Source organism: Paenibacillus sp. JNUCC 34 (genome assembly GCF_058269055.1).
This window is the reverse complement of record NZ_CM177770.1, coordinates 4,857,770-4,871,728: the sequence shown is the minus strand read 5'-3', so window position 1 is coordinate 4,871,728 and position 13,959 is coordinate 4,857,770. Positions and strand designations below refer to the sequence as shown.

Annotated in this window: 16 protein-coding genes, 1 pseudogene and 1 riboswitch; of the genes and pseudogenes, 11 read left to right on the top strand and 6 right to left on the bottom strand. The window is 42.6% G+C overall.

Annotated elements, in window-relative coordinates:
- Positions 1–86: 86 nt before the first annotated feature.
- Positions 87–1,445, top strand: coding sequence for a serine hydrolase (locus tag AC2TF5_RS22790; RefSeq protein WP_491299399.1), 1,359 nt, complete (start codon positions 87–89; stop codon positions 1,443–1,445).
- Positions 1,446–1,500: 55 nt separating this feature from the next.
- On the opposite strand, the gene AC2TF5_RS22785 is transcribed toward AC2TF5_RS22790, so the two are convergent.
- The 4 genes from AC2TF5_RS22785 to AC2TF5_RS22770 all read right to left on the bottom strand — a co-directional run bounded on the left by AC2TF5_RS22785 (position 1,501) and on the right by AC2TF5_RS22770 (position 4,993).
- On the bottom strand, positions 1,501–2,388 hold the full coding sequence (locus tag AC2TF5_RS22785; protein WP_491299398.1) for a glycine betaine ABC transporter substrate-binding protein: 888 nt from the start codon (positions 2,386–2,388) through the stop codon (positions 1,501–1,503).
- Positions 2,389–2,406: 18 nt separating this feature from the next.
- Positions 2,407–3,066, bottom strand: a complete 660-nt coding sequence (locus AC2TF5_RS22780; RefSeq protein ID WP_491299397.1) for an ABC transporter permease — start codon at positions 3,064–3,066, stop codon at positions 2,407–2,409.
- Positions 3,026–4,192: a betaine/proline/choline family ABC transporter ATP-binding protein gene (locus AC2TF5_RS22775; protein ID WP_491299396.1), complete on the bottom strand. Its 1,167-nt coding sequence runs from the start codon at positions 4,190–4,192 to the stop codon at positions 3,026–3,028. Before AC2TF5_RS22775 ends, AC2TF5_RS22780 begins: the two co-directional genes overlap by 41 nt.
- 186 nt (positions 4,193–4,378) lie before the next feature.
- Entirely contained in the window at positions 4,379–4,993 is a 615-nt protein-coding gene (locus AC2TF5_RS22770) for a GntR family transcriptional regulator (RefSeq protein ID WP_241932276.1), read from the bottom strand.
- Positions 4,994–5,296: 303 nt separating this feature from the next.
- Between AC2TF5_RS22770 and AC2TF5_RS22765 the strand changes: the two genes are divergently transcribed.
- The 3 genes and pseudogenes from AC2TF5_RS22765 to AC2TF5_RS22755 all read left to right on the top strand — a co-directional run bounded on the left by AC2TF5_RS22765 (position 5,297) and on the right by AC2TF5_RS22755 (position 7,178).
- On the top strand, positions 5,297–6,055 hold the full coding sequence (locus AC2TF5_RS22765) for a hypothetical protein (protein WP_491299395.1): 759 nt from the start codon (positions 5,297–5,299) through the stop codon (positions 6,053–6,055).
- Between the two features lie 58 nt (positions 6,056–6,113).
- A pseudogene (locus tag AC2TF5_RS22760) lies at positions 6,114–6,290 on the top strand (thiamine phosphate synthase); the annotation flags it as partial.
- Positions 6,291–6,548: 258 nt separating this feature from the next.
- The gene (locus AC2TF5_RS22755) at positions 6,549–7,178 is read left to right on the top strand and encodes a copper amine oxidase N-terminal domain-containing protein (protein WP_491299394.1); all 630 of its coding nucleotides are present in this window, start codon (positions 6,549–6,551) and stop codon (positions 7,176–7,178) included.
- 58 nt (positions 7,179–7,236) lie between these two features.
- On the opposite strand, the gene AC2TF5_RS22750 is transcribed toward AC2TF5_RS22755, so the two are convergent.
- Both AC2TF5_RS22750 and AC2TF5_RS22745 read right to left on the bottom strand, forming a co-directional pair.
- Positions 7,237–8,352 (bottom strand): hypothetical protein, encoded by a 1,116-nt coding sequence (locus AC2TF5_RS22750; protein ID WP_491299393.1) that lies wholly within the window; start codon positions 8,350–8,352, stop codon positions 7,237–7,239.
- Between the two features lie 254 nt (positions 8,353–8,606).
- The gene (locus tag AC2TF5_RS22745) at positions 8,607–8,795 is read right to left on the bottom strand and encodes a hypothetical protein (protein WP_491299392.1); all 189 of its coding nucleotides are present in this window, start codon (positions 8,793–8,795) and stop codon (positions 8,607–8,609) included.
- Between the two features lie 372 nt (positions 8,796–9,167).
- Between AC2TF5_RS22745 and AC2TF5_RS22740 the strand changes: the two genes are divergently transcribed.
- The 7 genes from AC2TF5_RS22740 (at position 9,168) to thiE (ending at position 13,906) form a co-directional block, all read left to right on the top strand.
- Positions 9,168–9,722: a sigma-70 family RNA polymerase sigma factor gene (locus tag AC2TF5_RS22740; protein ID WP_491299391.1), complete on the top strand. Its 555-nt coding sequence runs from the start codon at positions 9,168–9,170 to the stop codon at positions 9,720–9,722.
- A gap of 5 nt (positions 9,723–9,727) precedes the next feature.
- Positions 9,728–9,985: a helix-turn-helix domain-containing protein gene (locus AC2TF5_RS22735; protein ID WP_491299390.1), complete on the top strand. Its 258-nt coding sequence runs from the start codon at positions 9,728–9,730 to the stop codon at positions 9,983–9,985.
- A gap of 101 nt (positions 9,986–10,086) precedes the next feature.
- Positions 10,087–10,254, top strand: coding sequence for a hypothetical protein (locus AC2TF5_RS22730; protein ID WP_491299389.1), 168 nt, complete (start codon positions 10,087–10,089; stop codon positions 10,252–10,254).
- Between the two features lie 248 nt (positions 10,255–10,502).
- A riboswitch (TPP riboswitch) is annotated at positions 10,503–10,606 on the top strand.
- Positions 10,607–10,748: 142 nt separating this feature from the next.
- A complete protein-coding gene (gene tenA, locus AC2TF5_RS22725) occupies positions 10,749–11,420 on the top strand; it encodes a thiaminase II (RefSeq protein ID WP_491299388.1) in 672 nt (223 codons plus the stop codon).
- 61 nt (positions 11,421–11,481) lie between these two features.
- The gene (gene thiM / locus AC2TF5_RS22720) at positions 11,482–12,318 is read left to right on the top strand and encodes a hydroxyethylthiazole kinase (RefSeq protein WP_491302973.1); all 837 of its coding nucleotides are present in this window, start codon (positions 11,482–11,484) and stop codon (positions 12,316–12,318) included.
- Complete coding sequence (gene thiD / locus AC2TF5_RS22715) at positions 12,315–13,235, top strand: bifunctional hydroxymethylpyrimidine kinase/phosphomethylpyrimidine kinase (RefSeq protein ID WP_491299387.1); 921 nt, start codon at positions 12,315–12,317, stop codon at positions 13,233–13,235. Before thiM ends, thiD begins: the two co-directional genes overlap by 4 nt.
- Positions 13,232–13,906: a thiamine phosphate synthase gene (thiE, locus tag AC2TF5_RS22710; RefSeq protein WP_491299386.1), complete on the top strand. Its 675-nt coding sequence runs from the start codon at positions 13,232–13,234 to the stop codon at positions 13,904–13,906. The genes thiD and thiE overlap by 4 nt, the downstream gene beginning before the upstream one ends.
- Positions 13,907–13,959 lie beyond the last annotated feature (53 nt).

Here is a 13,959-nt window from a genome sequence, read left to right as displayed (position 1 = left end):
TGCGAGCAGTGGGGGAATTTTTTTGTCGAATATGTTAGTTTCCTTAATAATTAATTTCACTTACTAAATTCAAGGGGGAATTGGAAATGAAATTGAAGAAGCAGCAGTTAGAGACGCTATTTAACGCTTTACATGAACAAGAACAAATGAACGGAGCGATATGTGTAGCCGAGCAAGGAGAAATTTTGTATCAAGGTGTATTTGGATATGGGGAGTTATCTAGCAAGAGAAAGTTAACGCTTGATTCCATGTTCGAACTGGCTTCGTTATCCAAACCTTTTACCGCGGTAGCAATTATGTTATTGGAAGAGCAGGGGCGGCTAGCCTATGACGATTTTATCGAACAATGGCTTCTCGATTTCCCTTATCCCGGCATTACGGTAAGACATCTGCTTAATCATACTTCAGGATTACCCGATTACATGGACCTGTTCCAAGAGCATTGGGATCACACACAGATTGCTGTGAATGAAGATGTGTTAAACCTGTTGATGGAGCATAAGCCGGAGCGTTATTTTTTACCGAATGAACAATGGGAATACAGCAATACCGGGTATGTCCTGCTCGCATTGCTTGTAGAACGGATTTCAGGGCTGAGCTTCGCCGAGTACATGGACACGTATCTGTTTCGTCCACTAGGCATGCTGAATTCGCGGGTATACAACCGAAGATATTCGAATGAGAAAATCTCCGGATATGCTTATGGTTATGTTTTTGATGCGATTACGGGTGAATATGTGCTTCCGGAACAGCTTTTGGAGACACAGTATGTGATCTACCTTGATGGCATTCAAGGAGATGGAACGGTGAACTCTACGGTAGGGGATTTATTAAAATTCGATCAAGCTTTATATTCGGACACAATATTAAGTGAAGAAACGCTTAAACAGGCCTTTACACCGGTCCGGTTGAATAACGGAGAAACGTATGATTACGGCTTCGGCTGGATTCTGGAAAAGAATGCGGAAAAGGGGACCACCGTTAGTCATAGCGGAGGATGGCCGGGGTATGCGACACTCATGATTCGTTATATCGATGAGAACAAAACGATTATATACCTGAGCAATATAGAACAGGATTATGAATCTGAGCAAAGTATTATTGCAGCAGTTCAACATATCTTATTCGACCAGCCTTTTGAAATACCGGAACGTCCTGCGAAGAGAAGAGCAGTACAGGTTGATCCGAAAATATATGAGCGCTATACAGGTTCTTATCTCCTCAGTGATGGCAGAACTGCACGGATTACTGTAGAGCAGAACCGTTTGTATCTTCAGGCTGACAGACAAATGCGTCTGGAACTATATCCTTCATCGGAAGTAAGGTTTTTTCTCCGGTCTTTGCCGGTAGAGGTGGAGTTCGTTGCAGATACGTCTGCTAAAGCTTCTAAATTTATTATTTATGAAGAAGACGGAACAGAGGAGCACGCGATTCGGGCGGAGTAATGTAGGAAGGAACAAGAGCCCTTCATAAGTTCTATGAAGGGCTCTAATATCATGTCTACATCAAGTCTTTTTCTTTCAAAAAATCACGTGCAACGGTCTCGGCCTTAAGGCCTTCAGAATCTACTTTTGCGTTCAAATCTTGCATGATTTGTTCATCTAATACACCTTCAAGTTTTTTTAATGTACTTTCCAGTTCTGGATACTTCGCTAAGACATCCTCACGAATGATTGTTCCTGCATGGTATGGAGGGAAAAAACCTCTATCATCTTCTAATATTACTAAATCATGAACCTTGATTTGACCTTCTGTAGCGAAAGCATTAATAACATCGACTTGCCCATCAGTCAGTGATCGATACATAATTCCGCGGTCCATCGCACTGACCTTCTTAAAGCTCATTCCATAAGTCTTTTCTAGTCCTGGATATCCGTCTGGGCGATCCTTAAATTCGAACTCACAACCCAATACCAACTCATTCGCTACTTTCGCTAGATCACTAAACGTTTTCAGGTTATACTTCGCAGCCGTTTCTTTACTTACTGCTAAAGTGTATGTGTTATTAAAGCCGAAATTTGCAGGAAACGACAACTTATCTTTTTTCACAAGTTCAAGTGTCATGTTCAGTGTCTCTTCCGCAGTTCCTGTCTCTTGTTGATAATAGTTAGCTACGATAGTACCTGTATAATCAGGATAGAGTTGGATATCATTGCTTTTTAAGGCCTTCCAAGCAATATCGGATCCCCCTAAATTCACTTTTCGCTCTACAGCCAAATCGGTATTCTTCTCGATTAAATCTGCCATCATATGTGCCAATAGGATATTCTCGGTAAAGTTCTTAGAGCCAATGGTGATGGTCTCTTTACTTTCTTTGCCTGAACTGCATCCAATCAATGAAATCATAAGTACTGATATCAAACCTAATATAAACCATTGTTTCTTCATGTTTCTCGTTCTCCCCTTTTATTTCGTATTTCTTAAACCTCTTGGTGTTGTCCATTTCTCCGTTACGCCTAATAAGAAATCCAGGATTAAAGCGAGAATTGCAGCCGGTACAGCACCAAGAAGAATAAGAGCATCAATATTTCTAGATATACCCAAGAAGATGAAATCCCCTAGACCACCTGCACCAATAAAGGCTGCAAGGGTTGCCGTACCCACATTAATAACCGTAGACGTACGAATCCCTGCCATTATGACAGATAGCGCTAACGGGAGCTGGACTTTAAACAAAATCTGCATATCTGTCATCCCCATGCCCCTGGCCGCTTCGATTGTAGCAGCATCCACATCCTTAATTCCTGTATACGTATTCCGAATAATCGGCAATAACGAATACAAGAAGAGGGCAGCGATGGCTGTCTTGATACCAATTCCAAATAAAGGGATCATAAAACCTAACAGTGCCAAGCTGGGGATCGTCTGCAGAATACCGGCTCCACCAATAACCCAACTTTTTAACGAAGGAACACGAGACACTAATATGCCTAAAGGTACTCCTACAATAATGGCAATCAACATAGAGATTAGAACAAGCTCGATATGCATTCCTATTGAAGCCAACAGATCTTCCCATCTTGAGCTAAATTGCTGAATGAGTTGTTCCCACAGCGATTGCTTCATTGTTCTCCTCCTTACCGGCCCAGTGCCCTGCAAATGTTGTTAATAGACTCGCTCTTGTTACAACCCCAATGACATCCATTTCACTTGTTACGATAGGGATGATACCGTGTTTGGCATCATCAATAGCAATTAGTGCATCTTTTGCAGTTGCCGTCTCATCTAGGTAAAATTCAGAATCCATGATTAGTTCTTGAATTGTAGATATTGATTCCATGCGGGCCTGCAGATCGTATGCCGACACGATTCCATTAAATTGTCCTTGATCATTGACAACAATTAACGTATCTGTTCTTCGCTTCCTCATTTGAGCAAATGCTCTGGATGGGGATAAGTCAGGTTTAGCAACAGCCGGGTTCTCACGCATAATATCTTTGACAGTAATAAAAGCAGGATTCTGATAGATTCGATTCTTTCCAATAAATTGTTCAACAAATCCATGGGCAGGCTCATTAAGCAGCTTCTCTGGCGTATCCATCTGCAGCAACATTCCATCTTTGATTACGGCGATGCGATCGCCCAATTTCAGCGCTTCATCCATATCATGCGTAACGAATACAATGGTTTTTTTGAGAGATTTCTGCAATCGCAGCAACTCATCTTGCAGTTGCTCTCTCGTAATGGGGTCCAGAGCTCCGAACGGTTCATCCATGAGAATGACTTCAGGATCTGCAGCTAATGCCCGAGCTACACCAATCCTTTGTTGTTGGCCTCCAGATAATTCACGGGGATATTTTTTGGCGAATTGATTGGGGTCTAATCCAATAAGTTGCAACAATTGTTGAACACGTTGATGTTTTTGTTCTTTACTCCAACCTTTTAGATGGGGAATTAATGCGATGTTCTCTTCAATGGTATAGTGAGGAAAAAGTCCAACTTGTTGTATGACATATCCAATATTTCTTCTTAATTCAACAGGATTAAGTCGAGATATATCTTGGCCTCTTATGGAAATCGTCCCCTCCGTATGGGGAATTAATCGATTCATCATTTTCATCGTCGTTGTCTTACCGCAACCACTCGGTCCAATCAAGACGATGAACTCACCTGCTTGAATTTCAAAATTCATTTTTTTAACAGCCTGAGATCCGTCTGCATACGTTTTACATACATTTTCAAACTTAATCATAGCATCATGCTCCTTCATTCTGTGGTGCACCCCCGTGGCTAGAAACGTTTTCAATACTATAACAAAGAAAAATTTAACTGACAACCCACATGCACGAAATAAGTTGTTAGTATAATTATGGGAAAATTCATTTTTTTCTGTGAAAATACAAAAAAAACACAACCACCATGGTTGTGTTTTCTACCGTTATTGTTGATTAATAAATTGTGTTGTTCTCTGATGGACTTGACCATCGCCCACAACAATCAATACATCATTTTCTCGTAAAATCACGTGAGGTCCTGGTGATATTGAGATGTCGGTACCTCTTCGTAAAGCAATGATGGTAGCCCCTGTCTGTTGCCAGAACTCTAAATTTGCAATGGTCTTCCCCACGACATGTGAAGATTCACTCACGTTAATCTCAATGGGATGGTATGGCTTTAGATTCTGAAGCCGATCCGAAAAATTAATAATCCCGGATATAACTTTTTCAAATTTATGATCAATTTCCTTTTTCTGCTCCAGCAAATTTTCTAGATCTTGCTTTAAGGAGTAGACGGTTTTTAAATAATTATTTTTAGTTAAGTAATCCAATGCTCGCTGATCTGAAATAACAATGATTTCTTTCCCTTGCGAAACGGAGACGATATCCTCTTCTTTTAACAAATTAATGGACTTTCGAATTGTTTCTGGGGATACATGATATTGACTAGCCAGTAATGACCTACCTGATATTTTACTTCGAACACCAAATTCACCACTCACGATTCTTTGCGCAATATCAAGCGCAATTGATTTGTAACCAGCGATGTCTTGCACGATGATCCTCCTGCCATTATGAATTGCAATATCCTGTACTATTATAGCAGTTTTATTATACTCTGTAAGTCATGTGTTTTTATAAATTGGCATGATCTTGTAGATACGTTTGATGTGAGCAGGGTGGAGTATGAATCTCATTTCTAGTTGTGAATTGGGCTTGGCGTATTGTTTGAAGTGATGCCTGAGGTTTGTTAACATATATTTAACTATATCACTAAATATTGTTATTATTTTGTAATTCATCTTCTTATTTGCCTTGATATAATTTCTGCTAGGCACAATGAAAGGGGCAGAAGGAAATTGAAAAAAGAAATTGGTACATTGTTGTTGTTGAGTGCAGTTTTGCTTTCGGGATGTGGTACAGATAAGCTAGCAACGGTTACGCAAGGGTCAGGCGAATCTCCCAATAAACAGGTAACAACGCAGCCTGAGCAAGAGACTGATGCAAAATTGATTAAGGCTTCAAAGAATGAAGAAGTAAAACTTTATGCTACTAAGGAAACGAAGAATGGAGTTAAAGGGGTAACCTTAAATATTAATGGAAGCCAAAAAGACTTTGATTGGAAATACCCTGGTGATACGGGAACTGAACCGCAGGTGTTCTATACGGATGTTACAGGTGACGGGAAGGAAGAAGCTGTAGTTATCATTCAGACTGGCAGAGGGACAGGCTTAGATAACTTTGATATCCATGTAGTTAATGCCCAGGATTTATCCGAAATTAAAGTACAAAGTTATGAGGACATTGTTGCCAATCAAATTGAATCACAAGTTGCTAAAAATAAGGATGATACTTTAGCAATTACCGTTAAAACGCAAGGAAAAGAATATAAGTTCGATTATGGTTTTGATCCAGCGCCAGATTACAATCAAGATGAGCTTGGTTTTGGCGGTATAGTTATTTATGTATTGGAGAATCAAAAAATAAAATTAAACATCTCGGGATCTGTTGGCGTATCTCCCACATATGTGTGTGAGTTCAATGTCACATATAAATTCGATAGTGCTAAGAATGAATTCGTTGTTGATCAAATTGAAGTTGAACCTATTGAAAAATAAGAAAGGGCTGACCAATATAAATTGGTCAGCCTTTTCTTGTTGGCGATTAAATTAATTAATTGAGCTGCCCATCGTTGGAATCGGTGGCATTAACACTGACCGGGCGGAGGAAGTGATCAGCGCAGGTGCGGATGGTGTGGCGGTTATTTCTACGGTAACGCAGGCGGAGCGGGTTAGGAGAGCAGTGGAGGGGATAGCGGCCATGGTGAACCGGGCAGTAGTGAGGTCGGGGTAATGGCTTTGAATTCGCTTTATTCGGGCGTATCTTTAATTGCAGACACATCGCGATCGACAGCGACTCCATCCATAGTTACGAAATAGAAGCATTCCAAACGGACCCAATAGAACGCCTTGCTGCATGTGATTTCGTTAAGGAATTATCGTATATAATTACAATAAATGATTTAAATTATAATTTTTAGGTTATAAAATTGAAACTATATCCAATTTTTTGCGTCATTAGTATGTACAATAATTTATATGGAGGGATAATATGAAAAAGAAGTTATTTATTTCATTAATTGCAATAGCTATTGCTTTAACTGCTGCGGTAAGCATGGCTTTTGCAAGGGGAACAATCAAAATCGTCGTAAACGGAGAACAAATTAAGTCGGATGTCGCACCACAGCTGAATAACAATCGAGTGATGGTCCCCATAAGCATTGTATCTAAAGCGTTAGGAGCTGATGTAAGTTGGGACCAAAAGAATCAAACAGTGTCCATAAAAAGTAAGATAGACTCTCAGGAAGATGTTTGGGATCAGAACCTTAATATAGATGGTCGCACCTGGGCTGTGATCCAAAACCTTATTACTACCTATGTAGCAGGCTATGACAATCGTGATGCTGAGTTGATTAAATCAATATCTGTTGAAGGGTTTGACATGATCCCGATCGGCGGCATATATCCAGCAATTGTTGATTATGACATTGTTGATGCTCAGATATCAAAAGATAATACGGTTAAAGTAAGAATAAAAGTTATCTATCAGGAAGAAAAGCTATTCGGAGAAAACTGGGATATTGAAATAGCATTAGGAAAAATAAAATCGATGAGAAAAGTAGGAACTTTTGACGTTAATGATTATACCGTATTCCCAGGACTCTCCATTAAAAACCAATAACAAAACAGCCAACAGCCTCTAATCTTTAAGATTAGAGGCTGTTTTTAATTCTAGAACATTATGGTGCCAAGGTTTGAATCGCGATAACTCCTGGTGATGATAGAGAGCCAGCTGTCGAAGTTGTGAGTGCATATGTTGCAGATGCATTTGGTGCAAGTGTAAATGTGACCACCTGAACTGCGTCTTGACTAGACGAACCAATATTCAAGGTTTTGATGCCTACTGTATCATTATTATGCCATTGACAAGCCCCACCGAAAGGGTTTACTCGTGAAGTGATACACACTCTGATTTTTCGGCTTTCTGTTGTAGATGTGTTTTTGAAAGTAATATTTACTTTGTTTTTAACCCCATAATGACCTTTATTATCACCATAGGCTTTACTTGGGTCGTAACTTGTAGCTTGTGTCATAAGATTATCACTTGTTCCGTTAGAAAAGCTGTAGTATTGATAGGAGTTTAGAGCGCCTGTTTGGAAGTTAATAGTACTTTGAATGTCTGCGAAATTCCAAGAACCACGTGGATGTGTTCCCAGTCTAGGAATAACTGCTGTTTGGTTGGTTCTTAGATTCGCCGTAGTGGTATCTGCAACCGAAGACCTTACTCTAAATGCCATCGGTGCAGTGGTAGATGAACTGTTTTTAAGTGTAAACTCGATTACACCGCCGATTAGATAGCCATCCGGTACAGTCCATTCCTTCACAAGACCAACATTTCCAGCTGTAATGCTAGAATCAGTTGGTGTTGCGCTCTCTAAGGTGTTACCCAACAATGCTTTCGCAGTACAAATTCCATGCGAAATAAACCCTTTTACAGTATCAACCGAGTGTTTTAATCCCGAAATTTGGATAGTACCAGGACTGGAAGTAGCGTTAGAGCCATTTCCAATAGTTACCCCGTATTTTAATGTCTTTCCAGTTTTATTAAGATGCCAAACAAAAATTCTGTAACTCAGCGTATTTTTATCAGCCACATAATCATGCCACAATGTTGCGAAACCACCTTCGAATTTCACTGGCCAAACAGGATCAGTTGGAGTACCGATAGTTTCTGGGTTATCTGAAATCATAAACCGTGTGGAACCAGATTTAATACCAGTTATGTGTGGTGGGGCTGGGGTTGCAGGGATCAAAGGAATCTGCACAATTGGCAAATCAGATTGTGGACAAGGCATATTGAAAACCTCCAAATAGTTTTTTTAATTGCATAGTGTTGTGAAACAAGTTTTGGTACTTACATGTTGTTGTGGGCGATACAGTAGTATAACTATTACTGACGAACGTTTCTTTGTTGCTTTATGGATTCCGGACCGAGAGCTCTCTCCTACCTCCTTCTATGTTTTCAAGGTTTCTGTTTCTCTCACCTTGTACTTATAAAAGAGGAATTCGAGAATGTAAAAACAACCTTATACCTAAAAAAATTATGAATTTATATATCTGTCTTCTTTTCTCTGCTGCTTTCAAATGATTGAATAGCCTTAGTCAGTTCATTAAGTGAGTTATCTAACTTGTCCATTTTTTCGCCAATGGTTTCTAAAACATAACGAATCAAAATAAAACAAAGCGTGACAGGAAATCCAACATTAGTTATAAGCGAGATTACATCTGTTACTTGCATACAACGTTCTCAACTCCTTCCTAAAGTATTTCTACATATAAGGAAGGGTCACATTATTTTTCCACAACCACTAACTTGCTTTGTTTTATTTATTCTTTCTCAATTAACGAATCAAAAAAAACGTAATTAGTAAATAAATAATAAAAGACTATCTCATGAGCTAATTTCATGGATAGTCTTTTTTGTTTTGTTTCAAACTTTAGATTGAATGATTATTACACAGTTTTTTGTTTCGGTACTTTTTGATTTAAAATCCAATAACTTACTGATAAAATAAGAACATATGATCCTATATTTTTTGAAAATAGGTTGTTAAATGATGTCGTAAGATCTCTCTATATATAAATATGGAGCCAGCATGGGGGGGCGCTTATGAATTCCAAAATATATAACCAGATAATAAGGAACTTATCTAAACAGCCTATTATAATCGAATTCCTAAAGAATCAAAACCACATGGAGTTGCTAACTAACTATCTTAATGAACCAACACATGCAAATAAGAAAAAGGTAGACGAGGCATTCAAGAAATATTTTATTGAGCTCAGGTTCACAGCTTATATGTGCTCACTAATCCATTTTACATCGATAGATTATGACAAAAAGCAAAGGAAAGAAAGGAATAGGTCTGTTTTATTTCCAGAGAACGATCCCAAGGGTCCTTTCCCCTACATAGTTACAGAAGATCATTCTATCGAAGAGACACAGGTCTCTTCGATAGAAGATATTATTAGCAGCTTGCCACTTCATAAAGCCATCTTAAGACTTACAGAAACAGAGAAAATAGTATTGTTAGATGCGTATGTTTTTAATAAATCAGATACTGAAATTGCGAATAATAAAAGGGTTACACAGCAAGCTATTTCGAAAACAAGAACAAAAGCATTAAACAAATTAAGGACCTATTTAACTAATGGAGAGGTGTAGAGGATATGGAATCGTTAATGGACTTAATTAAAAAAGCTCAGGAAAAAGATGCAATCGCGATGGAAACAATAATACAAAAATATACCCCGAAGATCCAAAAATCAATGTGGCAAACTTCTAACCAAGATAGGAACGATTTAAAACAAGAAGTAAACCTGAAGATGATAGAAGCAATCTATAAATATGATTTAGAAACGGTTCCTGGATTCTGGGATTTGATGGATTTCGAAGAAGTGAAAATGCTTGATCTTTTAACAGATTAGAAAAAATGGCATAACGGTAACGGAAATTATTGCAAATACTCGGTTTGTGATATTATTTATGAACGAAAGGTTTTAACGAAAATGAGCCGGAGGTTTCAGCTATGATAAGGGATGACCATTTAGGTAAACTGATTAAGCTGACGGGGGAACGTGCAAGGCTTGATGCCAAGGCAAACGGATCATATGTCGTTTATAAAGATAAACATGGCAAAATGATAAGGGAGTATTCTAATGGGGTCAAAGAATATATCTCGGGAAAAGATAATTGAATCCAAAGCGTGCTGGAAGCTGAGAGTGGCAACATAAAGCATCAAGAAAGAGTATTACCTGATTGGGTTGTACCTATATACAATCAATTGAAATTGCTTTAATTAATAACCCGAATTCATCCTGCTTAAGTAAGAGGTGATTCGGGTTTTATTTTTGCTTAGATGTTGTATAGTTTTTTCGTATGTGGTTCTCTGGAGATGTTTGACATATTCCGTAAACCTTTGTACAGTATTATTCAATAGAATAGGAAGTCCACTAGGGGAGCCGTTAGCGGCTGAGACAAGAGGATATCTTGGACCCTTTGAACCTGATCTAGTTCATACTAGCGTAGGAAAGTGGAGTCGGTCATAAGGTCTTAAATGCGATGTGTTCGTACACACTCATAGGCATATAGATGAAGCCGCTCCAGCTTTCGGGGCGGCTTTTTTTGTGTTGTTCCGAGGGTGCTGTCTTACGGGACTTCCTGCTCTTCAATTATTTGGAGGTGGGGAAAGTGAGTTTTACGCAAGAGCTCCGTCAGAAGGCGGACGGCATTTTTCAGGCCATTTATGAGCATCCCTTTGTGAGAGGTATTGCAGATGGGAATCTGTCCAAGGAACAGCTAATTCACTATATCAAACAGGACTATGAGTATTTGAATGCCTATATGCGGATTTACGGGATCGCGATCTCTAAATGTAGAACACGGGATGAGATTGCAGATTTTAATGAACAGATTTCTTTTATACTCCACAGCGAAGTTCACCCGCATCAAAATTTCTGTGCTGTCGCAGGAGTAACTTATGAAGAGATGCAAGGGTACCCTCTCGCTCCGGCCGCGCATCATTATATCCATCATATGCTGACGGTTGCGCATGAAGGCAGTCTCGGTGAGATCATGGCCGTGCTGCTGCCTTGTCCTTGGACGTATCTGGAGATCGGCCGGAAACTGCTGGATGAAGTTCAGCCGGATGAGACCCATCCGTTCTATGAGTGGATATATTTTTACGGGAACCGGGCCGAGGATGCAGCAGCCAATTTCCGTAATCGTGTGGATGCGTGGGCGCAAGAAGCAACGGCTGCCGAGCGTGAGCGTATGGCTGAACACTTCATGCTCAGCTGCCAGCTGGAGTATATGTTCTGGGACATGGCTTACCGGCAGGAAGAGTGGCCATTGCAGGTGTAGACTTCGGACGTGTGACATTTTTGCGATTCCATAATGATAAGAGAGGCTGATCAATGTGAATATGCTGGATCAAGAGCTTTCTGTTCTTCTTGAAAAGGTGCGGAAAAATAAACCGCTCGTACATAATATGACGAATGTGGTGGTGACCAATTTTACGGCGAACGGCCTTTATGCGCTGGGAGCATCTCCGGTGATGGCTTATTCGCCTGATGAAGTCGCTGATATGGCGAAGATCGCAGGCGCGCTGGTGCTGAATATCGGGACTTTGTCCCGTGAATTGGTGGATGCAATGATTGTTGCCGGGCAGTCGGCAAATGCTCACGACGTCCCGGTACTGCTCGATCCGGTGGGAGCGGGAGCCACGACGTTTCGGACGGAGTCGGCTCTGCGAATTCTCAGCGAGGTCAAGATCTCACTCGTGCGGGGCAATGCGGCCGAAATCGCCCATCTTGTGGGAGAGGAACGAGAGATCAAAGGCGTGGATGCCGGAGACAGCGCGGACGGCGGTAATGTGGATCTAGCGATTCGGGCTGCGCGGAATCTGAACACGATGGTCGTGATCACCGGACAGGAGGATGTCATTACCGATGGAGTGTTAGTACGGATCATAAGCGGTGGAGACGTACTGCTCACCAAGGTGACCGGAGCAGGCTGTCTGCTGACCTCGGTGCTGGGTGCTTTTGCTTCGGTTGAACCGGAATTGATGCTGGCAGGTACTGCAGGCCTCGCCTTCTATGGTGCGGCGGCTTCGCAAGCAGCGGAGCGTACGTCTGATCTCGGACCCGGAAGCTTCCAGGTTGCGTTTCTGGATGAGCTCGCCAAGCTACACCCGGGCTCATTGGAGGGACGCTCCGTTATTCGCGAATTGGGTGCAGCCGCTGCAGGTGAGAGACGATGACGGGCACTCACGTTCCCAGAGCGTTGACGATTGCCGGCTCGGACAGCGGCGGCGGAGCCGGAATCCAAGCGGACCTTAAGACGTTTCAGGAGCTTGGCGTATATGGCATGTCGGCTATTACTGCGATAACGGTGCAGAATACACTGGGTGTTCATGGGGTATATCCGCTACCTCCGGAAGCGTCGGCAGAGCAGATTGAAGTCGTAGGGTCAGACCTTGGGGTGGATGCTTTGAAGACGGGCATGTTGTTTAGTGCAGATATTATCCGCACCGTGGCAGAACAGATTCGGAAATTTGGCTGGGAGAAAGTTGTTGTCGATCCGGTGATGATCGCTAAAGGAGGTGCCGAGCTATTGCGTACAGAAGCGGTGCAGGCACTCAAGGAGGATTTGCTGCCCTTGGCACTGGTCGTTACCCCGAATATCCCGGAAGCCGAAGTATTGTCCGGGATGAGCATCCGGTCAATGTGGGACCGCCGGGAAGCCGCAAGGCGTATCCGTGAGCTTGGACCGAAGATTGTTGTGATTAAGGGCGGGCATGATGGGGGCGAGGATGGTAGCTTTAGCGAAGAGAGCATAACTGGTGGAAATAGCACAGGTTGCGGTGAGAGTGGATTTAGCCGTAATGATGATTACCGCCAAGGGAGCGGGCAGGTCGTTGACCTGGTCTATGATGGATCGGTCTTCACAGAGCTGACCGGCGAACGGGTGCACACCGTCCATACACATGGCACGGGCTGTACGTTCTCCGCCGCGATTGCCGCAGGATTAGCCAAAGGGATGTCTCCACTAGTAGCCATTGCGAATGCCAGAGCATTCATTCAGGCGGCCATCGAGGACGGCCTATATCTTGGCGAGGGTCACGGCCCGACAAACCATTGGGCCTACGGTCGCCGTCGTCAGGAGGTGCTTCGATGAGGGACAGAATTTCTCCCGCATTGATGCGCGAATACCTTCGGATGTATCTGGTCATGGGCAGTGTGAACTGCCGGACAGAGCCGGAGAGGGTGCTGGCAGAGGCGTTAGCCGGTGGCGTCACGTTGTTCCAGTTCCGCGAGAAGGGGACGGGGGCGTTGTACAGTGAGCCGATGTTCACACTCGCTCGCCAGCTGCAGGACATGTGCCGCCGAGCTGGCGTGCCGTTCATCGTGAACGACGATGTCGAGCTGGCGCTGGAACTGAACGCCGACGGCGTACATATCGGCCAAGACGATGAATCCGCCGATTCCGTCCGGGAGCGAATCGGGAACCGGATTCTCGGCGTTTCCGCCCACACGGTGGAAGAAGCCCGCCGGGCGATTCTTCACGGCGCCGATTATCTCGGTGTCGGGCCGATCTACCCGACGATCTCCAAAGACGATGCGAAGGCAGCGCAAGGCACTGCGATTTTGAGTGAGCTACGTGGAGCTGGAATTGAGCTGCCTATCGTTGGGATCGGCGGCATTAACGCCGATCGTGCGGGGGAAGTGATTCGTGCAGGCGCGGATGGTGTGGCGATGATATCTGCGGTGACGCAGGCGGAGCGGGTTAGGAGTGCAGTGGAGGGGATAGCGGCCATGTTGAACCGGGCAGTAGTGAGGTTGGGTTGATGACTTTGAATTCGCTTTATTCGGGCGAAAGAATACAGCATATGAATCATAAG